The sequence below is a fragment of the Methylobacterium tardum genome (assembly GCF_023546765.1).
GTDB lineage: Bacteria > Pseudomonadota > Alphaproteobacteria > Rhizobiales > Beijerinckiaceae > Methylobacterium > Methylobacterium tardum.
On sequence record NZ_CP097484.1, the window covers coordinates 3,371,235 to 3,393,436 of the forward strand.

The following is a 22,202-nucleotide window of genomic DNA, read 5'->3' on the forward strand; positions in this document are numbered from 1 at the left end:
TTCACGCGCTGGGATGTGGATGCCGACCCGACGTGATCAAACCGCAACAGTTTCTTGAACGCGATCAAGCACTTAGGGAGATTTCGGCAAACATCCCGGGATGATGTGGCAAGAGTTTCGCGCGACGGGAGAAGGGCTTACAGCCGTGCCTGGATCATCCGCGCGATCTCGCCGAGCCGTTGCTCAAGGAGCTGCGGAACCTCGCAGACATAGGTGAGCGACTGGCTGCGCTCCTGAAAGATGCGCCGGTCCCAGGCGAACTTCGTCTCCAGCTCCGATTGATCCTTCGGGAGCTCCGTCGCGTCGGAGGCGCTCGGCGCGTCCTTGACCTGGCTGATCTTGTCGGCCTCGTCGCGGATCCGCTCCGCCATCCGGCGCTGGCCCTGGGCGTAGCGGGCGATGCCGCCGACGACCTTGTCGCGCTCGCCGTTGATCACCTCGAACACGCCCGCGTAGACCCGGGTCAGGGCCTTGTCCTTGGCGTCCTTGTCGGTGCCGAACTTGCCGGCGAACTCATCGAGGAGCGGTCCGACCTGCGGAAGATCGGTGCGCCGCGAGGCGATCTTCTGGGCGAGCACCGCCGCATCGTTGTCGCTGCCCCAATCGCCGGCCGCGGCGATGTCCGGGCCCGTCCAGAACTGGCCGGGGCTCAGGGTGGCGACCTTGCGCTGGACACAGGGCCAGTCCGGATCTTGGCGCGGCTGCGCCAGCGCCGGTCCGGCGAGGAGGCTCAGCCCGAGCGCGCTGCCCAGGATGCGGGAGACAAGACGGTTCATCGGAACGGGCTCCATCAGGGGGTCTCGCCGGCCGGGCCGCCGCGCCGGGCCATGATGCCGCGGCCGGGATCGTAGGCGACGACGGCGGCGCCGAAGAAGGCGAGCGTCACGCCGACCACGACGGCGCAGGCGACCGGCTCGAACTGGACGTAGAGGGCGTAGCGGACGAGCTGCACCGCGTGGCTGAACGGGTTCAGCTCGCAGATCCAGTACAGCGTCTCCGAGGATTCCCGGATCCGCCACAGGGGGTAGAGGGCCGAGGAGGCAAAGAACATCGGGAAGATCACGAAGTTCATCACGCTGGCGAAGTTCTCGAGCTGGCGCACCAGAGAGGACAGGAACAGCCCGATCGCCCCGAGCATCAGGCCCGAGGCCAGGAACGCCGGCAGCGCCGTCAGGTAGCCGAGCGGCGGGATGTCGGTCTCCCAGAAGTAGGCCACCGCCAGGAAGGCATAGGCCTGCACGATCGACACGGCCACGCCCGCGATCAGCTTGGCGAGCAGCAGCAGCCAGCGCGGATAGGGCGAGGTCAGCAGCACCTTCATCGACCCCACCTCGCGGTCGTAGACCATCGAGAGCGACGATTGCATGCCGTTGAAGAGCTGGATCATCACCGCCAGCCCGGGCACCACGTAGACCTCGTAGAGCACGTAGGTCTGGTACGGCGGCTCGATGGAGACGCCCAGCGTGTTGCGGAAGCCCGCCGCGAAGATGAACAGCCAGACGAGCGGGCGGACCAGTGCCGAGAAGAACCGCTCCTTCTGATTGAAGAAACGCAGCAATTCCCGGCGGACGATGCCGCCGAGGCAGATCAGGTACCCGACCGCATCGAGCCGCCCGATCCGCTGCTGGGCACCGCGTGCCGTGACGGCGGCAGGGGCGGACGAGACCTGTATCGGTGCGCTCATGCCGCGGCCCTCCCCGGCTCGGCCACGAGGCGGCGGAAGGCATCGGCCAGGGACTCGCCCGGGCTGCCGATATCCCCGGCCCAGCCGCGGGCGATGATCCGGCCCCGGTGCAGCACGACGGCGTCGTCCTCGGGCGCGATCTCCTCGAAGATATGGGTCGCCCAGAGGACTGACAGCCCCTCCTCCCGCACCAGCGCGCGCACGATCGCCACGATGTCGGCGCGAGATTCGAGGTCCAGCCCGACGGTCGGCTCATCGAGGAGCAGCAGATCCGGGCGATGGATCAGCGAGCGGGCGATCTCGATGCGCCGCGACTGGCCGCCCGACAGGGTGCGGACCTTGTCGTGCCGCCGGTCCGCGAGGCCGACCCGGTCGAGCAACGCCCCGACGCGCGCCTTCCCGGCGCCGCGGGCGATGCCGTGAAGGCTCGCGTGGTACAGCAGGTTCTGCTCGACGGTGAGGTCGGTGTCGAGGGTGCGCGCCTGGAACACGACGCCGAGCCGGGCGAGCGCGCGCGAGGGCTCCCGGTCCAGGGCATGGCCGAAGATCGCGACTTGGCCGGTCTGGTTGTTGTAGAGCCGGGTGATCACCGAGAACAACGTCGTCTTGCCGGCACCGTTCGGGCCGAGCAGGGCGGCGAAGCGCCCGCGCTCCACCGTAATCGAGACGTCGTCGAGCGCCGCCCGCGCTCCGAACCGGTGGCCGACATGGTCGACTTGGAGGGCGGCCGCTTCCGACGCGCTCATCGCCCCAGCACCTTTCGGGCATCGGCGACCGCGTCGAGGCACTCGTCGAACTCGCCCTCCTTCTGCTCCCGCTCGGCGACCCGCAGGGCCTTCTTGAGCTTCGGCACTGCCGCCTCGGGCGGGTTCAGGGCGAGCGCGTCGCGGATCATCGTGATGCCCTCGGCGCAGGACGAGGCGTCGTCGGCCGCGAGGGCCGGACCGGCGGCGAGCAGGCAGGCGGCGAGCAGGAGGATGCGCATCATTTCACCGTCAGCGTGCCGGTCATGCCCTTGGCCTCCAGGCCGTGCACCGACCAGGTGTAGGTGCCGGGCTTGATCGCGACGAACTCGATGGCGATCTCGCCGGGATCGTCCGAATTCCAGGTGGTCGGGCGGGCCGCCGCCGTGGATCTCCTTGTGCTCGATCACGATCTGGTTGAACCAGATGTATCGGAAGAACTCCGGTGCGTAGAATTTGTATTCCTGACGGCCCTTGGCGACGATGCGCAGCCGGTAAGCCTTGCCGGATTCCAGCGTGATGTCCTTGTTCTCGGCGACGAAGTCGTTGCCCTGATCGTCGCCCAGGACAAGGTCGGGCAGGTTCTCCCGCTTCTTGGTGAGGTCCATGGCCAGCGCCGGACCGGCCGCGAGCAGCCCCGCCAGGGCGAGGGCTGCCGTTCGAAACATCCGCGTCATGTCGCTTCCTACCCTCGGGCGCCCCCGCAGAGCGCCTCGTTCGCTTCGGATCCCGAATCCGCGCCGGATCAGTTCGGCGAGATCGCCACGCCCCATGGCAGCAGGCCGACCGGGATGCTCTTGACCACCTTCTCGGCGGCGACGTCGATCACCGAGACGTCGTTGGACGTCCCGTTCGTGGTGAAGAGCTGCTTCTGGTCCGGCGTGAAGGCGAGCTGCCAGACGCGCTGGCCGACCGGCAGGTACTTCTCGACCTCGTAGGTCTTGGCGTCGATGACCGCGACCCGGTTGGCCGGGCCGAGCGCCACGAAGGCTTTCGTCCCGTCCTTGGTGATCCGGATGCCGACGGGCTGGATCGCCTCGTCGTTCACGCTCGGGATCTTGAAGCTGATCTTCTTGATCACCCGGCGCTGGGCCACGTCGATCACGCTCACCGTGCCGCCGACCTCCGCCGACACCCACAGGAACTTGCCGTCGGCGGTGAACTCGGCGAAGCGCGGCCGGGCATCGACCAGCACATTGTCGATGACCTGGAAGGTCTTGGTGTCAATGAAATGGGCCATGTTGGTCGTTTCGGAGGTGTTGACCAGGATCTTGCCGTCCGGCGACAGGCCCATCCCCTCCGGCTCGACGCCGACCGGCACCTCGGCCAGGACCTTGTTCTTCTCGATGTCGATGATCGTGACCTGGCTGTCATCCTCATTGGCGACGTAGAGCGGGTTGCCGGACGCATCGAGGATGAACTGCTCCGGATCCGGGCCCGAGCGCAGGGAGCGCACCACCTTGCCGGAACTCGTATCGAGCACGTCGATGCGGTCGTCGTCGCTCGCGCAGACGAACAGCTCCTTGCCGTCCTTCGACACGGTCACGCCCCGCGGGCGCCGGCCGACCTTCCAGGTCGCCGTCACCGCCATCGTGTTTGTGTCGATGACGCTGACCGAGTTGCCCTTCTCGTTGGTGACGTAGGCGGTGAAGGCGGCGGCCGGCCCGCACAGGGCGAGCCACGCTCCGAGGGCGCACACACTCAGGCCTGCCTCGACGCGGCGGTTCATACCATTCCCTTCCCTTGCGACTTCCCGGCGTCCTCGAAGGACGTTCTCGGAGGACAATTGTAGTGCGATTTCCGCGCGTTGCGAGAGCGCCGGCCGCTCACCAACGCCGCAGGCGGAGGCCTCACTTGAACTTGCAGGTGGTTTCCGGAAGATCCACCCCGAGCGTGTCGAGCGGGGTGCGCTGATGCAGGAAGCCCTGCTCGGGAGCCACCGAGACCAGCGCCTTCGGCTGCACCACGATGATCGCCTGCCGGAGCTGGTGGTCCCAGGGCCGGAAGCTGAGCGGCACGCCCTTGTAGGCGGGCAGCGTGAAGGCGGGATCGGCGAGATACGGCCCGATCACGGCCGGATCGTTGGTCTTCTTGCCCGTCACGGCCTCGCCGACGGTCCGCACCGCGGCCCAGACCTGATAGTCCAGCGGGCGCATCAGGCGTCCGGCAAGCCGCCGGAACCGGTTCTGCGCCTGGGCGGCCCCCCAGGTCTCCAGCACGGGCGACCAAGTCGTGGGCGTCAGCGCCTGCGTGCCGCCGACCGGCCGCGGATCGACGGTGCGGTAGGGCACGTAATCGCCCCAGTCGCCCTCCTCGTCGGCCACGATCGCCAGGTCGTAGTCGAGCCCCCGGGTGAAGACCATCGCCTCGGCCCGGGTCGGGGTATCGCCCCGCGCCTTAGCCAGCGGCCCGAAGGTCCAGGGCTTCTCGGCCGTGATCTTGAGCGCGAACTTCCGGGCCGAGTTGCGGACCGCGTCGGCATAGGCCTTGTCGGCGTCGGTCGGGCCGACGATCAGGAAAATCTTCCGCCAGCGCATCACCGTCATGTATTGCGCCAGCGCGTCGGTCAGCATCGCCCGCGATGGGAGGATGTGGAACACGTTGGCCCGGCAGTCGGCCCCGCGGAGGCGATCGTCCGGGGCCCCGGCGTTCAGCACCACGGCGCCGGTCTCCTTGACGGCATCCGCCACCGCCAGCACCGCGTCGGCCGGCAGAGCCAGGACGAGGTAGCGCGCGCCCTTGGCGACCAGCTCCTTGGCCGCCGCGACGGGATCCGGCTTGTCGTCGGTCAGCGCGATCTCGTCGAGCGCGTAGGTCTGCTTGGTGAAGCGGCCGGTCGTGTTGTTGTCGGCGATGCCCATCTTGGCGCCCGCCAAGCCCTCGTCCTCCGGCGCCGCCTCGGCGTCGTAGGAGGACGGGGCGGGCTGTGGCCGATAGATCAGGCCGATATGGGTGTCGATCGGTTCTGGGGCGGGTTGCTGGGCCTGCGCCGATAGCGGCAGCAGCGCCAGCGCAGCCAGCCCGGCGCGCAGCCAGACCGGGAGCGTCTGGCGCAGGACAACCGTGTCGGGTGCAGGATCTTGCATATGCGCGGCCTCTAACAGCTTCCGCTCCGACCGCTCAACCGCGGCCTGTCGTCCCGACGTTCACGTTCCCGTCGTGGAATACGCAGGCTGCGAAGTACATTGCCAAATTGTCCCTTCGCCCGACCTATGCCGGCAGCGATGTCGCCGGAAGGGCGGCCGGACTGTCGAGAGGAAGCCCCGCCGATGCGCCACATGTCTCTCCGTGCAGCGACCGCATGCGGTTTTGTCGCCCTCGGGGCTACCCTGCCCGGTGCGGCTCTGGCGGCCGAGAAAGCTGCGGTGTTCCCCGTCGAGCTGTTCGATCCCGGTGCGTCCTACGGCGCCCGTGCACGGCCGGCCGACACCAAGAAGCTCACGCTGGTCACCGACGAGCTGCGCAAGGCTCTCCACGATCAAGCCGGGCTGGACATCGTCGATACGACGCCGAAGGCCGACACCGTGGCCAAGGATGGTCCGCTCTACAAGTGCAACGGTTGCGCGGCGGACATCGGCAAGAGCCTGGGTGCGGACCTCGTCGTGACGGGTTATGTGGAGAAGGGGTCCGGTCAGATCTTCAACCTGAACGTCACCATCGCCGAGGCCGAGACCGGCAAGGTGGTGCGCGGCGGGCAGGTGACGATCCGGGCCGACACCGACGATACCTGGGCCCACGCCATGCGGTGGGTGGTGAAGAACCGCCTGCTCGCCGAGCCGCTGCCCGGAAAGTCATGAGGCCTTCCGTCGAGTCCCGAGTCATCCGTGTCCGCGTCCCCTGCCCAAGCCACTCCCCTGCCCCGTCTTCTCGTCAGTGTCCGTGATCCGGCCGAGGCCGAGGCTGCGCGGCTGGCCGGGGTCGACCTCGTCCGACGCCAAGGATCCCGAGCGCGGGGCGCTCGGCGCGCTCGACACCCGGACCGTGCGGGAGATCGTCGCCCGGGTGTCCGGCGGTGCCGTGACCAGCGCGGTCGCCGAGCCGACGCCGCGCGACGTGGCCGCCATGGCGGCGTCGGGGGTGGACTGGGTCAAGACCGGCATCGGCCCGGCACCACGCGGGGATGGCGCCGCCCTGGCGGCTCTCGCCGCGGCGGCGCCCGGACGGCTGATCGCCGTGCTGTTCGCCGAGGACGGCCCGGCCGCCGCCCTCGTCCCGCACCTCGCCGAAGCCGGATTCGCGGGCGCGATGATCGACACGGCCGGCAAGCGGGGCGCGCGTCTTCCCGATCTCGCGGCGCCGGCGGATCTTGCGGCCTTCACCGCGGCCTGCCGCGACAACGGGCTGATGAGCGGCCTCGCGGGCTCGCTGCGGGTCATCGATATCCCGAGCCTCAGCGCGTACGCACCGGATTATCTGGGTTTCCGCGGAGGCCTGTGCCGCGACTTCGATCGCCGCAACGGCATCGATCCCCTGCGGGTCGCCGAGGCGCTGCGCGCCCTGCGGCCGAGCCGGCGGGACGCCGCGTGACCGCCGTCGTCAAGGTCGGCGGCAGCCTCGAGGCGGACCCCCATCGCCGCCGCGCGCTGCTGACCGCGCTCGCAGACGGCGTGCTCGGGCGCTGCATCGTCGTGCCGGGCGGCGGCACCTTCGCGGGCGCCGTGCGGGCCGCGCAGGCGCGCGAGGGTTTCAGCGACGCTGAAGCCCATCGCCGCGCACTCGACGCCATGAGCGATGCGGCCGGCATCTTCCGCGGAATCGAGCCGCGCCTGGTGCAGAGCCTGGAGCCCTGGACCGAGGCTGCGCCGGCCCGGGCACGGGTGTGGAACCCGCGCCGTCTGCGCGCGGGTCATCCGGACATACCCGAGACCTGGGACGTCACCTCCGACAGCCTCGCGCTCTGGCTCGCCGTACAGGTTAGGGCCGAACGCTGCGTGCTGGTGAAGTCCGTCGATGCGCCCGGCGGTCACGATGCCGCCGCCCTTGCGCGCGTCGGCCTGGTGGATGTTGCCTTCCCGGACTTCGCCGCGCGCTTCGGCGGACCGATCGAGATCTGGGGGCCGGCCGAGAAGGTGACGGTCGCCCTGAAGGATGCCGCGTGAGCGTGCCCGAGCATATCGTGTTCGTCACCGGCCGCCTCGCGCGGGCGCGGCTGGAGAAGGTCGCGGCCGGCCTGCCGGACCGGTTCCGGTGGAGCATAGCCGATGCCGGCGTGAAGGTCGCCGCGCTGATGACCGAGGAGATCATCCGCCGCCGTGTCACGCTGCCCGAGGGCGCGACCCGGGTGATCCTGCCGGGCCGGTGCCGCGCCAATCCCGAGCACCTCGCCGCACATTTCGGCGTCCCGGTCGAGCGCGGCCCCGACGAGGTCGTGGACCTGCCCGCGTGGCTCGGCCTGTCGGCCCGGAAGGTGGACCTCTCCCGGCACGATCTGCGGATCTTCTCGGAGATCGCCGACGCCTCGAAGATGAGCGTCGACGCGATCCTGACCAAGGGCCTCGACCTCGCCCGGCGAGGCGCCGATGTCATCGATCTGGGCGGGCTGCCCGACACGCTGTTTCCCCACCTCGAGGACGCCGTGAAGGCCATGAAAGACGCCGGCCTCACGGTCAGTGTCGATTCCTTCTCCCGCGAGGAGCTCGCCCGGGGCGCCGGCGCCGGGGCCGACTACCTGCTGAGCCTCAACGAGGAGACCCTCGATCTCGCCTTCGAGACCGACGCGGTGCCGATTCTCGTGCCGCTGCGGCCCGACGACCTGCCGTCCCTCGACCGGGCGATCGAGCGGATGCTGAAGGCCGGGCGGCCGTTCCTGGCAGATCCGATCCTGGAGCCGATCCATCACGGCTTCGTGGATCGATCGCCCGCTATCGCGAGACCCGCGCCCGCTGGCCGGAGATCGAGATGATGATGGGCACCGGCAATCTCACCGAGTTGACCGAGGCCGACTCGCTGGGCGTGACCGCCCTCCTCGTCGGCATGTGCTCGGAGCTTTCGATCCGCAACGTTCTGATCGTGCAGGTCTCCAACCACACCCGCCGCACCGTCGAGGAGCACGACGCCGCCCGCCGGGTCATGTACGCCGCCAAGGCCGATTCCGCGCTGCCCAAAGGGTATGGTCGCGCGCTGCTCGCCCTTCACGACAAGCGTCCCTTCGTGCAGACCGCCGAGGAGGTCGCCCAGGCGGCCGCCGAGGTGCGCGATCCCAATTACCGGATCGCGGTCGCCGAGGACGGGATCCACGTCTACAACCGCGACATCCACAGGGTCGGCACCGACGCGATGGCCTTTTTCCCCGACCTCGATGTCGCCAGCGACGGGGCGCATGCCTTCTATCTCGGCGCGGAGCTCGCCAAGGCCGAGACCGCCTGGCGGCTCGGAAAGCGCTACGTGCAGGACGAGCCCCTCGATTGGGGCTGCGCGGCCGACGCCGAGGTGGAGGATGCCACCGCCTTCAAGAAGGCCGGTCACACGCGCCATTCCGGGCCGGACGCGCCGCCGCCCGGCACGCGGGACGCCCGCCTTGTGAAGCCCGAGGCTGACGCGCGCGCGCCCGAGATCATCCCCGAAGAGGGCGCGCGCGCGGAAGCGTCGCCCGAGCAACCGCAGGACCCGAAGGCCAAGCTGGTCTGCGGACGGCTCGTGCCGGTCGACAGGGCGTGAGCCGATGCCGCTGATCCTCGAGACGATCGTCACGACCCTGTCGCCGGCGGGCGAGCTGCACCTCGTGCCGTTCGGGCTGATCGGCGAGGACGCGGGCTACGTGCTGGCGCCGTTCCGGCCGTCGCCGACCATCGTCAACCTGGAGGCCAGTCCGTACTTCGCGGCGTCGAGCCCCCGCGACATCCGCGTCATCGCGGGCGCGGTGACGGGCCGGCGCGAGTGGCCGACGGAGGCGTGCACGGCGATCCCGGGGCGGCGCCTCGCCGACAGTTTCGGACATGCCGAGTTCGAGGTGGCAGCGGTCGAGCCGCACGCGACGCGCCCGCGCTTTCGCGGGCGGCTGGTCCACAGCGCCGCGCACGCGCCGTTCATCGGCTACAACCGGGCGCAGGCCGCGGTCCTGGAAGCCGCCATTCTTTCAACCCGGCTGCACATGCTCGAGCCGGACAAGGTGTTGACGGAGATGGCCTACCTCGCCATCGCCATCGGCAAGACCGCGGGACCCCGCGAGCGCGAGGCCTGGGGCTGGATCGAGGACAAGGTCGCGGCGGCGCTCGGCCCCGAGGCGCGCGTTCTCGATCGTGACGACCGCTGACGGCGGGAGGAGAAGGACAAGATGAAGAAAATCACCCTGGCCCTGGCGGCCACCGCGGCCCTCGTGGCCGCGACGGCTCAGGCGCACGGCCCGACTCGGCGCAAGATCACGGAGTCGATCGAGATCAACGCGCCGGCCGATAAGGTCTGGGCCGTGGTCGGCGACGTGAAGAACGCCGACTGGGTTCAGAACGTCACCAAGACCGAGTTCACCGGCGATCCGGCGGGCAAGTTCAAGCGCGTGCTGACGCTCAAGAACGGCGATCAGATCCAGGAGACCAGCAACAAGCTGAAGCCTGACGACAAGCTGTTCTCGTACTACATCGACAAGGTCGACGTGAAGGACCTGCCGGCCAACGATTACTCGGCGACGATTACGGTCGAGCCCGCGGGCGACGCCAAGTCGAAGGTCGAGTGGAAGGCAGCCTTCTACCGGGGCTACATGAACAATGACCCGCCGCCCGAGCTGAACGACGAGGCGTCCGAGAAGGGCGTCGGCGACTGGATCAAGGCCAGCCTCGCGAACCTGAAGGCCAAGGTCGAGAAGGGCTCGTGACGTCGTACCGGGGTCGCGCGGCGCTCGCCGCCGGCCTCACCCTCCTCGCGTCGGCTGCCTCGGCCGAGCCGGCGCGGGAGGCGATCGTCACGGCTCAGCTGGGCGGCGCGGTCGAGATCATCGACCTTGCCGCCGGCACGGTCCTGCGGCGCGTGCCCGTCGACGGGGCGCCCGCCGGAATCGCGCTGTCGGCCGACCGCAAGCGCGCCTACGTCACGCGGCCCGAGGGGCATGGGATCGCGATCATCGACCTCGACGCCGGGCGAGTCCTGTCGGAGGTTGCGCTGCCCGGCGGTCCGCTCGGCATCGCGACCGACCCGCGCGGCGGCACGGTCTACGTGGCCGACTGGTACGGCCACCGCCTGTTCGTGCTGACCGAGCGTGACGGCACGCTGAGCCCGGATGGCGAGATCGGCGTCGGAGCCTCACCCTCCGGCATCGCCGTGAGCCCCGACGGGGCGACCCTCTACGTGGCGAACCGCGAAGCTGACACGGTCTCGGTGGTGGATGCCAAAGCTCGCCGCGAGACGACGGTCATTCCGGTGGGGCAGCACCCGTTCGGCATTACCCTGGATGCCGCCGCGGGCCGGGCCTACACGGCCAACGTGACCGGGGACGACGTCTCCGTCATCGATCTCGCTGCGGGACGCGAGATCGGCCGCGTGCAGACGGGTCGAAGGCCCTACGTGATCGCGCTGGCGCAGGGTCGCGGCTTCGTCACCGATCAATATGCCGGCAGCGTCACCGCCTTCGACCTCGCGACGCTTAAGCCTATCGCCGACATCGACGTCGGTGACCACCCGGAGGGCATCGCCGCCGATGAGGACGGGCGCCTCTACGTTGCGAATTGGGGTGACAACACGCTGAGCGTCCTCGACGCGCGGACGCTGAAGGTGATCAAGACGATCCCCACCGGGAACGGCCCGCGCTCCTTCGGTACCTTTCTGCGCTGACACGGGCCCGGGTGCGGGATCTCTCCTGAGGGACCCGCCCGACCGCTCCGGAGCCGCTTCTGCCCGGGAACCGTCAGACGGTCCGGCGGACAGGCGCCCGACGGTACGCCACCCACGCCAGCAACAGTGCTGCGCCGATCTGGAGAAAGCCGCTCTCGCCCAGGTCGGACGGCGTGAGATGGATCTGGATCAGAACCCGGGTCAGCGCGTTCAGCGCGAGCAAAGTCAGGCAGAAGGCCGCCGCGGCGAGCAGGCTGGCAACGAACTCGGGCATGGCTGGGCTTCCCGTGTCGAACGGGAGCAGATTAGCAAGCCTCGCGCCAAGGCCAAGCTGCCTGAACGGCCAAGTCAGTAATCGCCAGATCAGCGCTTGCGCGTGGTGGCCGGCGGAGAACCGGCCTGGACGGCCGGCGCCGGGCGAGGCGTCTCCACCGCGAGCCGCTTCACCGGCCAGCCGTCGCTCCACCGCTCCATGTCGGCGAGCCGCGGATTGTTCTTGAGCGCCGAGGCGTCCGAGCCCGCGAATGCGGCTGCGGCCGCGAGGTCGAACGTCTTCCAGAACCCGAGGTAATCCAGGGCGTCGACGCGCGCGAGGTTGACCTGCGAGACCAGGGTCTGCTGCTCGCCCGACAGCGCCATGTCGGCGGACCAACGGAACGGCGGCGGCTTCGGCGCATCCTTCGCCGCGTCCTTGGGTTCGGGGCCGGGCTTGATCGCACCGCCGTCATAGGCCGTATCGAGGCCGGCCGGCGCCGCGAGGGTTGCGGTCAGTGCCGGGAAGCCGTGGTCGTCCGAGAGCGCCCGCACGAAGAGCTTCCGATCCAGAGGCACGGCGCTGGCCTCGCGCAGCAGGCGCTTCGCGGCGAGGTCGGCGGCCCGCGTGTCCTTGTCGCCGACCATGGTCACGATGAGCGTCGCGGGATCGATCGCCGACAACTCGCCGAGCGCGATACCGCGCGATTTCGGCCCGCTGGCGATCCCTCCGGGCGTCACGGCGAAAATCAGCTTCGGTGTGGGCAGCCCGTGCGTCTTGGCATCGGCGGCGAGATCCATCGCGAGCGGAGCGCCGGCCAGATGGCCGATCATCGCAACGCGGCCGAGATCCGGCTTGGCCTCGCCGTCCGCGGACAGATCGGCCAGTGCCGCCTTCACGAGGGTTTCGGCGATGCCCGGCGCGTCGGCCGGGCGCGTCCGGTTCACCTCCTGGAAGCGCGGAAACAGCACGAGCCAACCCTGGCGCGCCAGATGGTCGATCCAGGCGCCGTAGCTCTGCGGATTCACCACACCCCAACCGTGCAGGAAGATCGCCACGGGCCTGCCGGCCTCCGGAGCAGCGCCGGCAGCGTAGAAAGCGAAGCTGCTGGCGGTCCCGCGCCCGAGCAGGCGCTTGGTGATCGTCATCTTGCGGTCGCCGACACCGCCCGGCCCCTCGGCAGGCTGCGGCGGCGGCGCGGCAGCCTGCGCGGAGACGAGGCCGGCAAGGGTCATGATCGCGGCCGCAGCGAGCGGTCCGCGGATGAGCGTGAGACGCATGAAGGGCTCGGCAGAGAGACGCGATGCGTCAGCAGGTCAGGGAGCGCTGAATAGCAGATTTTGTCGTCTTGGCGACTCGCCGCGGCAGTCTCCGCGCGCGGCACACAGCTTCAAGGCCAGCACAGCGCGCCGGGAGCGCAACGCTCAGACGGAAGCGCCCCGTCCCGTGTCCGCCCGGTCGAGCCGGCGCACCAGCGCGGTCAGCTCTGCCGGAAGGTCATCGTCCGCCTCGCCGAAGACGCCGCGAAGCTCGTGGCGCACCGTATCCAGCACGGCGGATTCGGCCGTGTTCCATGAGCCGGATCGGCGGAGCGTATCGGCATAGTTGGCGGCGACAATCTGCATGGCCAAGGTCGGGTTCAACTGTATTGCGGGACCCCGGGCGCCATCCGCTCCGGGAGTGGCGTACAACCCGATCCGCGCGTCAGGTTTCCAATCCAGGGCTGATAATTTTTCCGCCCGGTCCGATCACCGCCGGGCCCTTGCCCTCCGACGGGCGTCCCGCGGCTTGCTCCACCCAGGCCAGGATGTCCTCGGCGCGCCAGGGTTTCGGGATGAACGTCGCCGAGACTCGCAGATCGCTCGGCTGGTCGCCGGCATCGCCCGAGGTCAGGAGCACCCGTACCCGCGGCCAAGTCACGCCGATGATCCGCGCCAGTTCGAAACCGCCGATGGGCCCGGGCGTCCGCACGTCCGAGAAGACGACGCTGACTTCGTCAGCCCGGTCGTTGAGGATGGCGAGGGCGCGGTCGGCGGTCTCGGCCTCGATGACCGTGAAGCCGGTGTCTTCCAGCAACGTGGCCGCAAGGAAGCGCTCGTCGGGTTGGTCCTCCACGACGAGGATGACGGGCTTCTGGCCGGGCTGCACCGAATCGCTCATAGGCCAGGACACTCTACAGGGGCTGAACGGCGGCCGCGGCGATCGGTTCACGGACCGATCGCCGCGGTAGGCCGGACCCGCGCGGGCACAGATCCTCCCTGGATCCTTGCATAATCGGAAAGTTGTGGCCGTGTCTTGAGTAACACAGCCGATCAGGAACGTCCCGGACAGAAGCAAAACCGGCTGAATCAGCCGACGCCGTTCGCCTTCAGGAAGGCGAGCGCCCGTTTCCACCCGTCCTCGGCGGCTTCCCGGCGATAGCTTGGCCGGTAATCGGCATGGAAGCCGTGCGGCGCGTCCGGGTAAATCATCAGTTCGACGATCTTCCCCGCTGCTTTTGCGCGGTCGCGCGCTGCCTCGACGGAGGCAACCGGAATGCCCGTGTCGGCGCCGCCGTAGAGGCCGAGCAGCGGCGCGTGGATCTCCGCAGCGACGTCGCCAGCCGTGCGGGGCTGGATGTCCGTGCGATCGCCGCCGACAGGGCCATACCAAGCGACCGCCGCCTTCAGATCGCGGCGATGCGCCGCGTAGAGCCACACGTCCCGGCCACCGCGACACCAGCCCATGACGCCGAGCCGGCTCGGATCGCCTTTCGCGGCCGATCCGGCCCAGGCCACGGTGGCATCGAGGTCGCCGATCCACTGTGCGTCGGGTGTTTTCGAGATGACATCCCGGATGATCAGCTTGGCATCGGTCATCGCCGAGAGATCGCCCTGCCGCGCGTACAGCTCCGGGGCGACCGCACAGTAGCCGGCCTTGGCCAAGCGACGACAGATGTCCTTGATGTAGTCGTGGACGCCGAAGATCTCCTCGATCACCAGCACGATCGGGAAGGGTCCCGCGCCGTCCGGCACCGCCCGGTAGGCCGGCATCGGCCCGTCGGCGGCCGGAATCTTCACCTCGCCGGCCTCGATGCCGCTGCTGTCCGTGTGGATCACCTGCGCCTCGACCCGGCTCGTCGCCAGGGTCAGGCCACTGATCAGACTGGTCATCACGAAGCCGCGCCGCGAGAAGGGGGGCGTGATCAGTCCGTCGAGCCCCGCTTGATCCTGATCCGCCATGATGATCTCTCCCGCGCTGCGTCGCGGAGGGCTATCCGGGCCTGGTATGCGCGGTCAAATCACCGGCCGGATCGTCGGGACGTCACGCCCCCGCAGCAACGAGCGTCCGTGCCGGGCGGGCGAAGGCCCGTCCCGCATCCACGACCTCGCGCGGCTGCAGCATGTCGGCCAGCGTCACGAACGTGTCGGCGGCCGGCGCCACCACGGCGCGGATGCCGTAGCCCAGCGCGAACGAGCGGATCAGCTCCGCGTCGCGGGCGATGCCGAAGCGCTCGAGCGCGGCTAGGAACGCCTCGCGGAACAGGCTCGGCCGGCACCAGCGCTTCTCGGCCATCTGCAGCGGCCAGTCCCAGAGCCCCTCCGCCCGCCGCGCAGCCAGCACATCGCGGGCGATGAAGTAGCCGGTGTCACGATGCTCGATCCCGTCCGGCTGAACGGACCAGTCGTCATTGCCGAACAGCTCGGCCACGGCCACGTCGCTCATCGGGTCCTCCGCCCTGTCCGGCGTCCCGGCGCACCGGAACATTGCCGGAACACTGGCGCGGATCACGGCGGCGGTCAAGCGATTGTTCCCGATGCGTTCGCGGGTGTCTGAGGCGGCCTCAACGTGCCTTGAACAGCGGATGCTCGATGCGGTCGCCCGGCTGGATGCCGAGCTTCGCCGCCGTCCCGGCGTTGAGCTCCAGCACGGCGGAAACGGGGCTTCCCGACGGGATGATCGCGGTCGACAGCGGCTCGGTATCGGCGGCGATCCGGCTGATCGTCCCGTCCGGACGGATGAACACCATATCGAGCGGAAGATAGGTGTTCTTCATCCACATCGTGACGGGCTCTTCGCGCTCGAAGTCGAACAGCATCCCGTGATCGGCCGCCATGTGCCGCCGGAACATGAGGCCGCGGGAGCGCCCGGCATCGTCGCGCATCACCTCGACGTTGAATCGCTTCGGCCCCGCCTTGGTGACGATGGTCAGCGGCTCGCCCGCGGTGGCAGCAGCCCGGGCCGGTGCCTGCGCAAGGACGGCGGGAACGGGGGCGGCCATGACCATCAGGCATGCGACGGCGGCGGCCGACACGAAACGGGTCGAGAACATCACAGGCTCGGGCCTTTCAGGGGGACAGGCGCGCCGGTCGGGCTCGCCACGCAGCCATAGACCAGGATACGGGCCGTGGGAAACCGCGTGCGGAAATGCTCAGGTGCGACAGCGACATAGATGCCGTGCCGCGCCCGGCCGTTCAGTGCGAGGCTGGGAGGGCGCCGTCGATCAACCGGATCTCGGCGGCCATGACGCCCTTCGAGCCGTCCCCGTAGCGCACCAGGACCGCCTCGCCCGGCTTCAGCTCCGCGATCCCGTAGCGGCGCAGAGTCTCCATGTGCACGAAGATGTCCGGCGTCCCGTCACCCCGGGTTAGGAAGCCGAAGCCGCGCAGCCGGTTGAACCATTTCACCACGGCGGTCTCGAGCCCGCTCGTCGGGGTCACGGTCACGTGCGTGCGCGGCAGCGGCATCTCGGAGGGATGGACCGCCGTCGCCTGATCCAGCGAGATTACCCGGAACGCCTGCCAGCCCCGCGGACGCTCCACCGCTTCCACGACGATGCGCGCACCTTCGCTGGCCGCCTGGAAGCCGTCCCGCCGCAGGCAGGTCACGTGCAGCAGGACGTCCGGCGACCCGTCATCCGGTACGATGAAGCCGAAGCCCTTCGACACGTCGAACCATTTGATGCGGCCCGCCACCTCGGCGAAATCCAGGGCTTCGTCTTCGCGCTGGGCAGTCTCGCCGGTCCGCGGGCTCGCCGCCCGATCGGGGTCCTCCGGCCCGAAGCCGCGTTCGTCAGACATGGCCGAGCAACCTACACCGAATCACGCCGTGCGCTCTCCCGGCAAGATTAACGAAGTCCTGATTCCCGGGAAGCCCATTTCACCGGCAGCCGAGCCCCAGCGAGATGCAATCTTGGCGCTGGGAGGCGAGCCGGCAACAGTCGATTGGTCGCAGTCGGCGGCGAAAGCAGCGTTTAAGCGCCGGGTCCGGCGTGCAGAATTTGCGCGCCGAGGGTCGGACGCGCCGCCCGCCGGGCGAAACTCGGCCGGTGTCACGTTTGCGAGAGCGCCACGACCCGGCGTTGGCTGACGGCGCAGCGCGCGGCGAGCCGGTTGGCATGTCCGGCACCGGCGTGGTTTGGGTTCGGCATGATGGCCATCGACCTCACTCGCGACCGTGCCGCCGCAACGCCGGATGCGGCCGTTCAGCCGCGGCGCTTCCCGATGATCGACGCGGCGCGCGCGGCCGCCCTCGCCGCGATGGCGAGCTATCACACGCTCTGGGATCTCGGGTTCCTGCGGCTGACGGCCGAGAACTACGCGCTGACCCCGGCGGGGCGGATCGCGGCCGAGATGATCGCCGGCAGCTTCCTCGTCCTCGTCGGCATCGGGCTGGTCTTGATGAACGGCCGGGGCGTGCGGCCGAGACCGACACTCCTGCGCCTCGCGCGGATCGGCGGCGCTGCCCTTCTCGTCACCCTCGGAACATGGATCGTGTTCCCGGACGCGTTCGTGTTCTTCGGCGTCCTGCACTGCATCACCGTGGCGAGCCTGCTGGGCCTCCCGTTCCTGTTCGCGCCGGTCGCCGTGACTGTGTTGACAGCCGCCGCGTTCATCGCCGCGCCGCACGTCGTGCACGCGCCGATCCTCGACGCGCCGGCCCTCTACTTCCTCGGCCTCGGATCGGGGACGCCCCGGACCAACGATTACGTTCCGCTCTTTCCCTGGTTCGGGCTCGTGCTGGCGGGGATCGCGGTCGGCAGGATCGGCCTGCCCCGTTTCGCGCGCTCGGCATTGGGCGCCTGGGCACCCCGTTCGGCGATCGGCCGGGCCGCGACCTGGGCCGGACGCCACAGCCTGGCGATCTACCTGATCCACCAGCCCGTGCTGCTGGCGCTCCTCACCGGAATCGTGACGCTCACGGGCGCCAACCCGCGGGCGGGCCTGCGGGCCTTCCGGGCGGATTACGTGACGATCTGCACGCGGACGGGTGGCGAGCGGCCCCTGTGCCGCATCGCGGCGCGCTGCACCTCCGAAGCGCTCCTCCGCGAGGATCTCTTCCGCGAGGATGGACGGCCGTTCAGCGGGCCGGAGCGCCTGCGCGCGCAGGCCCTCTCACAGCAATGCTACGCGACCCTTGAGCAGGCGGCCCGGACGGAGCGCTGATGCGCTCCGCCACCTGCGGGCGGCTTTCCGAAGATCCGCTCAGTCCTTGGCGCGCTCGACGTAGGACCCATCGGCCGTCATGACGACGACGCGGGTGCCGGCGGCGATGTGGGGTGGCACGGTCGTCCGCACGCCGTTCGAGAGCGTCGCGGGCTTGTAGGAGGACGAGGCCGTCTGACCCTTCAGGACCGGCTCGGTCTCGGCAACCTCCAGCGTCACGCGCTGGGGCAGCTCGATGGTCAGCGGCACGCCATTGTGGACCGAGAGCATGACGGCCATGCCCTCCTGAAGGTAAGGAGCGGCATCCCCGACCACGTCTTCCGGCACGGCGATCTGCTCGTAATTCTCGGGGTTCATGAAGTGGAACCCCTCGCCGTCGCTGTACAGGAAGGTGTGCTCGCGATCCTCCACGAAGGCGCGCTCGACCTGCTCGGTCGTCCGGTAGCGCTCCGAAACCTTCACGCCGTCGGTAATGCGGCGCATGTCCAGCTGGGTCACAGGCGTGCCCTTGCCGGGGTGGATGTTCTCGGCGAACAGGATCACGTAGAGCTTGCCGTCCTTCTCGGCGACGTTGCCCTTACGGAGCGTTGAGGCGATAACCTTCACGGAATAGCGTCCTGCATTGACAAGGGGGACCGCACGCGCCAAGCGCGGGCGCTGCATCTCGGACCCCGCCACTATCGCATCTCCGTTCCGGTTGCCAGCGGGCCGGCAGGAACGGTTGTCCGAGTGTACTCTCTTCCAGATCGCGACGCTCCGTTCTGAAGCCGAGGGTGGAACAGGGCCAGAGGATGCGTGTGCTCCGGAACGAGCTGCCTGTGCGAAGCCGTGCCCGCCGATGCCAGGTGGCGTCGCGTCGGTGTGATCGGCTGGGCCGGCCGTGACGGCACAGGGCACCGTTTGGTGGTCCCCGGAGCGTCACGTCGATCGCAGGCCGGCGCTTCTCATGCGCAACCGGGTTCTGTCGGCGTTCCGTGCCTGGTTCAGCGCGCGGGATTTCGTCGAGGCTGACGCGGCCTGCCTCCAGGTCTCGCCGGGCAACGAGGCGCATCTGTCGGCCTTCGCCACCGAGGCCATCGGGGCGAGCGGGGCACGAACGCCCCTGTTTCTTCACACGTCGCCGGAATTCGCCTGCAAGAAGCTGCTGGCGGCCGGGGAGACGAGGCTGTTCAGTGTCGCGCGCGTGTTCCGCAACCGCGAGCGGGGGCCGCTGCATCATCCCGAATTCACGATGCTGGAATGGTACCGCGTCGGCGCGCCCTACAGCGTGCTGATGGAGGATTGCGCCGACCTGCTGACACTTGCGGCCGAGACCGCCGGGATGCGCCGGTTCACCTATCGTGGCCGGGAGACTGACCCGTTCGCCGAACCGGAGCGGCTGACGCTGGCTGAGGCCTTCGACCGCTTCGCCGGCATAGACCTGCTCGCCACCGTCGCGCGGAGCGGCGAGACGGACCGCGATGGACTCGCCGCCGCCGTGTCGGGCGCGGACCTGCGGGTCGCTTCGGACGATACCTGGGCCGATCTGGTCTCCCGCGTGCTGGTCGCGCGGATCGAGCCGCATCTGGGCGTCGGGCGGCCGACCCTTTTGTGCGAATACCCGGTGAGCGAGGCGGCCCTCGCCCGGCCGGCCCCGCACGATCCCCGTGTCGCCGAGCGCTTCGAGCTCTACGCCTGCGGGGTCGAACTCGCCAACGCCTTCGGTGAACTCACCGATCCAGTCGAACAGCGCCGCCGTTTCGAGGCGGAGATGGCGGAAAAGCTCCGGGTCTACGGTGAGGCGTATCCGATCGACGACGATTTTCTCGCCGCGCTGGCGGTCATGCCGGAAGCCTCCGGCATCGCCCTCGGGTTCGACCGGCTGGCGATGCTGGCCTGCGGCCGCACCCGCGTCGAAGACGTGATCTGGACCCCGGTCGCGGAGACGGCGCCGTGAACCGTGTTCTCCGGAGCGCCGAAGATCTGGCGGAAGCAGGCCTGATCTCGGCCGCGGAGGCCGACGCGCTGCGGGCGGTGCTCGCGCGCTACGCCGTCTCGGTGACGGCCGACATGGCCGAGCTCATCGACCCCGCTGATCCCGAAGACCCGATCGCCCGCCAGTTCATCCCGGATCCCCGAGAGTGCGCGACGGCGCCGGAGGAGCGCGCCGACCCGATCGGCGACGCGGCCCACGCGCCGGTAACCGGCATCGTGCACCGCTATCCCGACCGCGTGCTGCTGAAGCCGCTGCATGTCTGCCCGGTTTACTGCCGCTTCTGCTTCCGCCGCGAGACGGTGGGGCCGGACGGGCTCGGAACCTTGACCGATGCCGAGCTCGAAGCGGCCTTCGCGTATATCGAGCGGGATCCGCGCATCTGGGAAGTGGTCCTCACCGGCGGTGACCCGTTCGCGCTCTCGAGCCGGCGGCTCGGCATCATCGCGCAACGCCTGTCGCGCATCGATCATGTGCGCGTGATGCGGCTTCACACGCGCGTTCCGGTGGTGAAGCCCGAACTGGTCACCGAGACCCTTGTCCAGGCGCTGCAGCTTTTCGGGGGCGCGGTGTTCGTCGCCCTGCACGCCAATCACCCGCGCGAGTTCACGCCCTCTGCCCGTACCGCCTGTGCCGGCTGGTCGATGCCGGTATCCCGATGGTCAGCCAATCCGTGCTGCTGCGTGGCATCAACGACGACGCGGCGACGCTCGAGGCCCTGATGCGGACCTTCGTGGAGAACCGAATCAAGCCCTATTACCTGCATCACGGCGACCTCGCCCCCGGCACCGGACACATGCGCACCGGGTTGGCGGAAGGTCAGGACCTGATGCGCACCCTGCGCGGGCGCCTCTCGGGCCTCGCCCAACCGACCTACGTGCTCGACATCCCGGGCGGCCACGGCAAGGTGCCGGTCGGGCCGAACTACCTGCGCGAGACCGGCGCGGGCGCCCGGGTGACGGACCCGAACGGCTGTGACCACGCCTATCCACCGAAGGCGTAAGGGAGATTGTTTGACGATGCGCAGGCTTTGGGGACGCCTCACCTCGGTAAACGTGCAGAAGGCGGTCTGGGGACTGGATGAGGCCGGGCTGGATTACGAGCGCGTGGAGGCCGGCGGTGCTCACGGCGTCGTCGACGATCCCGCGTACCGCGCGATGAACCCGAACGGGCTCGTCCCGACCCTGGAGGAGGATGGCTTCGCTCTCTGGGAATCGAACGCGATCCTGCGCTACCTCGCGACCATCGCCCCTGCCCTCGCGCTACCGGCGGATCCGCAGATGCGCGCCCATGTGGAGCAATGGGTCGATTGGCAGGCCACGAGCTTTACGCCCGCGATGCGCGACGCGTTCTGGCAGCTTTTCCGGACCGCCGAGCCCGATCGCGCCGTGATCGCGGCTTCGCTGAAGAAGAGCGAGGCGATGGCCGCGATCCTCGACGCCCATCTGGCCGATCGGACCTACGTGGTCGGCGAGCAATTCGGCATCGCCGACATCGCCCTCGGCTGTGCGGCACATCGCTGGTTGAACCTGCCCGCCGAACGGGTCGAGCGTCCGGCCCTGCGCCGCTGGTACGCGCGCATTGCGGCCCGGCCGGCCGCTGGCCGGGCTCTCGGCGAACCCATCGGCTGAGGTCGCGAGCGGGCTTGCCGAAGGGCCCGTGAGATCCACCTTGGCGGAGCGCCGCCGGAACGGGGCTGCACCCCACGGAGTCCCTGATGGCCATCGACCCGACCCTGCGCGACGCGCTGTCCGCCGTGACGCCGGCGAGTCTCGCCCGTGCCCTGACCCGAGCCGGCGTGAAGGCTCATAGCGTCCAGGGGCTGACCGGACCGGGTGGGAGCGCGATCGGCACAGCCTACACGTTGCGGATGATCCCGGCCCGCGATGATGCCGTGGGTGATCTTGCGGCGGCGATCGACACGATCCCCGAAGGCGCGATCGTGGTGATCGATGCGGCCCAGTCCGGCTTGGCCCTGCCGTTCGGGTCCATCCTGGCGGCGCGTCTCGCGCACCGTGGCGTCGCGGGCTTGGTGACCGACGGCGCCCTTCCGGCCGAGGTTGGGCTGCCAGTCTGGTCCGTGCCTGAGGCCGCGATCGGAACGCTCGCGCTGGTCGGCACGCAGCAGCCGGTCTCCTGCGGAGGCGCCGCGATCCATCCGGGCGACATCGTGGTCTGCGCCGACGGCGGCATCGTCGCGGTACCCGCCGCGCTCGCCGAACGGGTCGCCCTGGAGGCTGTGGAACAGCAGCGCCTCGATCTGTGGATCCAGCGCGAGGTCGAGAAAGGCGAGAGCCTCGCCACCCTGTTGCCGCCGGACGAAGCGGCGCTGGCCCGGTTCGAGGCCGAGACGAAGCCGGCGTGA

At 69.5% G+C, this 22,202-nt stretch carries 24 protein-coding genes and 4 pseudogenes; 12 read left to right on the forward strand and 16 right to left on the reverse strand.

Translation table 11 applies throughout. The features are described 5' to 3' along the window. Positions 1–137: 137 nt before the first annotated feature. The 7 genes and pseudogenes from M6G65_RS16140 to M6G65_RS16170 all read right to left on the reverse strand — a co-directional run bounded on the left by M6G65_RS16140 (position 138) and on the right by M6G65_RS16170 (position 5,513). Complete coding sequence (locus tag M6G65_RS16140; RefSeq protein ID WP_192707754.1) at positions 138–776, reverse strand: hypothetical protein; 639 nt, start codon at positions 774–776, stop codon at positions 138–140. A 14-nt stretch (positions 777–790) separates the two neighbouring features. After that, the gene (locus M6G65_RS16145) at positions 791–1,684 is read right to left on the reverse strand and encodes an ABC transporter permease (protein WP_238195238.1); all 894 of its coding nucleotides are present in this window, start codon (positions 1,682–1,684) and stop codon (positions 791–793) included. Continuing rightward, on the reverse strand, positions 1,681–2,430 hold the full coding sequence (locus M6G65_RS16150; protein WP_238195237.1) for an ABC transporter ATP-binding protein: 750 nt from the start codon (positions 2,428–2,430) through the stop codon (positions 1,681–1,683). The genes M6G65_RS16145 and M6G65_RS16150 overlap by 4 nt, the downstream gene beginning before the upstream one ends. After that, entirely contained in the window at positions 2,427–2,669 is a 243-nt protein-coding gene (locus M6G65_RS16155; protein ID WP_238195350.1) for a hypothetical protein, read from the reverse strand. The genes M6G65_RS16150 and M6G65_RS16155 overlap by 4 nt, the downstream gene beginning before the upstream one ends. Next, positions 2,669–3,104, reverse strand: a pseudogene (locus M6G65_RS16160) (cupredoxin domain-containing protein). The gene M6G65_RS16155 and the pseudogene M6G65_RS16160 overlap by 1 nt, the downstream one beginning before the upstream one ends. A gap of 68 nt (positions 3,105–3,172) precedes the next feature. Further along, the gene (locus tag M6G65_RS16165; protein WP_238195235.1) at positions 3,173–4,156 is read right to left on the reverse strand and encodes a YVTN family beta-propeller repeat protein; all 984 of its coding nucleotides are present in this window, start codon (positions 4,154–4,156) and stop codon (positions 3,173–3,175) included. Between the two features lie 121 nt (positions 4,157–4,277). After that, complete coding sequence (locus M6G65_RS16170; RefSeq protein ID WP_238195234.1) at positions 4,278–5,513, reverse strand: ABC transporter substrate-binding protein; 1,236 nt, start codon at positions 5,511–5,513, stop codon at positions 4,278–4,280. 192 nt (positions 5,514–5,705) lie between these two features. On the opposite strand from M6G65_RS16170, the gene M6G65_RS16175 reads away from it, so the two are divergent. The 7 genes and pseudogenes from M6G65_RS16175 (at position 5,706) to M6G65_RS16205 (ending at position 11,187) form a co-directional block, all read left to right on the forward strand. After that, complete coding sequence (locus M6G65_RS16175) at positions 5,706–6,224, forward strand: DUF3280 domain-containing protein (protein WP_373323676.1); 519 nt, start codon at positions 5,706–5,708, stop codon at positions 6,222–6,224. Between the two features lie 27 nt (positions 6,225–6,251). After that, a pseudogene (locus M6G65_RS16180) lies at positions 6,252–6,954 on the forward strand ((5-formylfuran-3-yl)methyl phosphate synthase). Beyond that, a complete protein-coding gene (locus M6G65_RS16185) occupies positions 6,951–7,526 on the forward strand; it encodes an amino acid kinase family protein (protein WP_238195231.1) in 576 nt (191 codons plus the stop codon). The pseudogene M6G65_RS16180 and the gene M6G65_RS16185 overlap by 4 nt, the downstream one beginning before the upstream one ends. Next, positions 7,523–9,084: pseudogene (locus M6G65_RS16190) on the forward strand (DUF6513 domain-containing protein). The gene M6G65_RS16185 and the pseudogene M6G65_RS16190 overlap by 4 nt, the downstream one beginning before the upstream one ends. Positions 9,085–9,088: 4 nt before the next feature. Continuing rightward, positions 9,089–9,679 carry a DUF447 domain-containing protein gene (locus M6G65_RS16195; protein ID WP_238195229.1) on the forward strand — a complete coding sequence of 197 codons (591 nt, stop codon included), beginning with the start codon at positions 9,089–9,091 and terminating at the stop codon, positions 9,677–9,679. A gap of 21 nt (positions 9,680–9,700) precedes the next feature. Next, positions 9,701–10,234 carry an SRPBCC family protein gene (locus tag M6G65_RS16200; RefSeq protein WP_192707744.1) on the forward strand — a complete coding sequence of 178 codons (534 nt, stop codon included), beginning with the start codon at positions 9,701–9,703 and terminating at the stop codon, positions 10,232–10,234. Next, the gene (locus M6G65_RS16205; protein WP_238195228.1) at positions 10,231–11,187 is read left to right on the forward strand and encodes a YncE family protein; all 957 of its coding nucleotides are present in this window, start codon (positions 10,231–10,233) and stop codon (positions 11,185–11,187) included. Before M6G65_RS16200 ends, M6G65_RS16205 begins: the two co-directional genes overlap by 4 nt. Positions 11,188–11,260: 73 nt before the next feature. On the opposite strand, the gene M6G65_RS16210 is transcribed toward M6G65_RS16205, so the two are convergent. The 8 genes from M6G65_RS16210 to M6G65_RS16245 all read right to left on the reverse strand — a co-directional run bounded on the left by M6G65_RS16210 (position 11,261) and on the right by M6G65_RS16245 (position 16,500). Then, positions 11,261–11,461, reverse strand: coding sequence for a hypothetical protein (locus M6G65_RS16210; RefSeq protein WP_238195227.1), 201 nt, complete (start codon positions 11,459–11,461; stop codon positions 11,261–11,263). Between the two features lie 89 nt (positions 11,462–11,550). Then, a complete protein-coding gene (locus M6G65_RS16215) occupies positions 11,551–12,720 on the reverse strand; it encodes a poly(ethylene terephthalate) hydrolase family protein (RefSeq protein WP_238195226.1) in 1,170 nt (389 codons plus the stop codon). 144 nt (positions 12,721–12,864) lie between these two features. Beyond that, the gene (locus M6G65_RS16220; RefSeq protein WP_238195225.1) at positions 12,865–13,065 is read right to left on the reverse strand and encodes a hypothetical protein; all 201 of its coding nucleotides are present in this window, start codon (positions 13,063–13,065) and stop codon (positions 12,865–12,867) included. 79 nt (positions 13,066–13,144) lie between these two features. Continuing rightward, positions 13,145–13,600: a response regulator gene (locus M6G65_RS16225; RefSeq protein WP_192707739.1), complete on the reverse strand. Its 456-nt coding sequence runs from the start codon at positions 13,598–13,600 to the stop codon at positions 13,145–13,147. 188 nt (positions 13,601–13,788) lie between these two features. Then, positions 13,789–14,661 carry a dienelactone hydrolase family protein gene (locus M6G65_RS16230; protein ID WP_250104180.1) on the reverse strand — a complete coding sequence of 291 codons (873 nt, stop codon included), beginning with the start codon at positions 14,659–14,661 and terminating at the stop codon, positions 13,789–13,791. A gap of 82 nt (positions 14,662–14,743) precedes the next feature. Next, on the reverse strand, positions 14,744–15,145 hold the full coding sequence (locus M6G65_RS16235) for a hypothetical protein (protein ID WP_238195223.1): 402 nt from the start codon (positions 15,143–15,145) through the stop codon (positions 14,744–14,746). 118 nt (positions 15,146–15,263) lie between these two features. Further along, positions 15,264–15,752, reverse strand: a complete 489-nt coding sequence (locus M6G65_RS16240) for a DUF192 domain-containing protein (protein WP_238195222.1) — start codon at positions 15,750–15,752, stop codon at positions 15,264–15,266. Positions 15,753–15,894: 142 nt separating this feature from the next. Beyond that, positions 15,895–16,500: a cold-shock protein gene (locus M6G65_RS16245; RefSeq protein ID WP_250104181.1), complete on the reverse strand. Its 606-nt coding sequence runs from the start codon at positions 16,498–16,500 to the stop codon at positions 15,895–15,897. Between the two features lie 351 nt (positions 16,501–16,851). Here M6G65_RS16245 and M6G65_RS16250 point away from each other — a divergent pair, with 351 nt between their 5' ends. Further along, on the forward strand, positions 16,852–17,865 hold the full coding sequence (locus tag M6G65_RS16250) for a heparan-alpha-glucosaminide N-acetyltransferase (RefSeq protein WP_238195349.1): 1,014 nt from the start codon (positions 16,852–16,854) through the stop codon (positions 17,863–17,865). Between the two features lie 39 nt (positions 17,866–17,904). Here M6G65_RS16250 and efp read toward each other — a convergent pair whose 3' ends face one another. Next, entirely contained in the window at positions 17,905–18,528 is a 624-nt protein-coding gene (gene efp, locus M6G65_RS16255) for an elongation factor P (RefSeq protein ID WP_250104254.1), read from the reverse strand. 283 nt (positions 18,529–18,811) lie between these two features. Between efp and epmA the strand changes: the two genes are divergently transcribed. From epmA to M6G65_RS16275, 4 genes and pseudogenes are all read left to right on the forward strand, one after another. Further along, a complete protein-coding gene (epmA, locus tag M6G65_RS16260; RefSeq protein ID WP_373323675.1) occupies positions 18,812–19,801 on the forward strand; it encodes an EF-P lysine aminoacylase EpmA in 990 nt (329 codons plus the stop codon). After that, a pseudogene (locus M6G65_RS16265) lies at positions 19,798–20,840 on the forward strand (lysine-2,3-aminomutase-like protein). The gene epmA and the pseudogene M6G65_RS16265 overlap by 4 nt, the downstream one beginning before the upstream one ends. 16 nt (positions 20,841–20,856) lie before the next feature. Then, positions 20,857–21,468 (forward strand): glutathione S-transferase family protein, encoded by a 612-nt coding sequence (locus M6G65_RS16270; RefSeq protein WP_238195218.1) that lies wholly within the window; start codon positions 20,857–20,859, stop codon positions 21,466–21,468. Positions 21,469–21,554: 86 nt separating this feature from the next. After that, the gene (locus M6G65_RS16275) at positions 21,555–22,202 is read left to right on the forward strand and encodes an RraA family protein (RefSeq protein ID WP_238195217.1); all 648 of its coding nucleotides are present in this window, start codon (positions 21,555–21,557) and stop codon (positions 22,200–22,202) included.

Coding starts and splice junctions, on each gene's coding strand:
- M6G65_RS16140 (WP_192707754.1), bottom strand. CDS start 776: ATGAACCGTCTTGTCTCCCGCATCCTGGGCAGCGCGCTCGGGCTGAGC.
- M6G65_RS16145 (WP_238195238.1), bottom strand. CDS start 1,684: ATGAGCGCACCGATACAGGTCTCGTCCGCCCCTGCCGCCGTCACGGCA.
- M6G65_RS16150 (WP_238195237.1), bottom strand. CDS start 2,430: ATGAGCGCGTCGGAAGCGGCCGCCCTCCAAGTCGACCATGTCGGCCAC.
- M6G65_RS16155 (WP_238195350.1), bottom strand. CDS start 2,669: ATGCGCATCCTCCTGCTCGCCGCCTGCCTGCTCGCCGCCGGTCCGGCC.
- M6G65_RS16165 (WP_238195235.1), bottom strand. CDS start 4,156: ATGAACCGCCGCGTCGAGGCAGGCCTGAGTGTGTGCGCCCTCGGAGCG.
- M6G65_RS16170 (WP_238195234.1), bottom strand. CDS start 5,513: ATGCAAGATCCTGCACCCGACACGGTTGTCCTGCGCCAGACGCTCCCG.
- M6G65_RS16175 (WP_373323676.1), top strand. CDS start 5,706: ATGTCTCTCCGTGCAGCGACCGCATGCGGTTTTGTCGCCCTCGGGGCT.
- M6G65_RS16195 (WP_238195229.1), top strand. CDS start 9,089: ATGCCGCTGATCCTCGAGACGATCGTCACGACCCTGTCGCCGGCGGGC.
- M6G65_RS16200 (WP_192707744.1), top strand. CDS start 9,701: ATGAAGAAAATCACCCTGGCCCTGGCGGCCACCGCGGCCCTCGTGGCC.
- M6G65_RS16210 (WP_238195227.1), bottom strand. CDS start 11,461: ATGCCCGAGTTCGTTGCCAGCCTGCTCGCCGCGGCGGCCTTCTGCCTG.
- M6G65_RS16215 (WP_238195226.1), bottom strand. CDS start 12,720: ATGCGTCTCACGCTCATCCGCGGACCGCTCGCTGCGGCCGCGATCATG.
- M6G65_RS16220 (WP_238195225.1), bottom strand. CDS start 13,065: ATGCAGATTGTCGCCGCCAACTATGCCGATACGCTCCGCCGATCCGGC.
- M6G65_RS16225 (WP_192707739.1), bottom strand. CDS start 13,600: ATGAGCGATTCGGTGCAGCCCGGCCAGAAGCCCGTCATCCTCGTCGTG.
- M6G65_RS16230 (WP_250104180.1), bottom strand. CDS start 14,661: ATGGCGGATCAGGATCAAGCGGGGCTCGACGGACTGATCACGCCCCCC.
- M6G65_RS16235 (WP_238195223.1), bottom strand. CDS start 15,145: ATGAGCGACGTGGCCGTGGCCGAGCTGTTCGGCAATGACGACTGGTCC.
- M6G65_RS16240 (WP_238195222.1), bottom strand. CDS start 15,752: ATGTTCTCGACCCGTTTCGTGTCGGCCGCCGCCGTCGCATGCCTGATG.
- M6G65_RS16245 (WP_250104181.1), bottom strand. CDS start 16,500: ATGTCTGACGAACGCGGCTTCGGGCCGGAGGACCCCGATCGGGCGGCG.
- M6G65_RS16250 (WP_238195349.1), top strand. CDS start 16,852: ATGGCCATCGACCTCACTCGCGACCGTGCCGCCGCAACGCCGGATGCG.
- efp (WP_250104254.1), bottom strand. CDS start 18,528: ATGCAGCGCCCGCGCTTGGCGCGTGCGGTCCCCCTTGTCAATGCAGGA.
- epmA (WP_373323675.1), top strand. CDS start 18,812: ATGCGCAACCGGGTTCTGTCGGCGTTCCGTGCCTGGTTCAGCGCGCGG.
- M6G65_RS16270 (WP_238195218.1), top strand. CDS start 20,857: ATGCGCAGGCTTTGGGGACGCCTCACCTCGGTAAACGTGCAGAAGGCG.
- M6G65_RS16275 (WP_238195217.1), top strand. CDS start 21,555: ATGGCCATCGACCCGACCCTGCGCGACGCGCTGTCCGCCGTGACGCCG.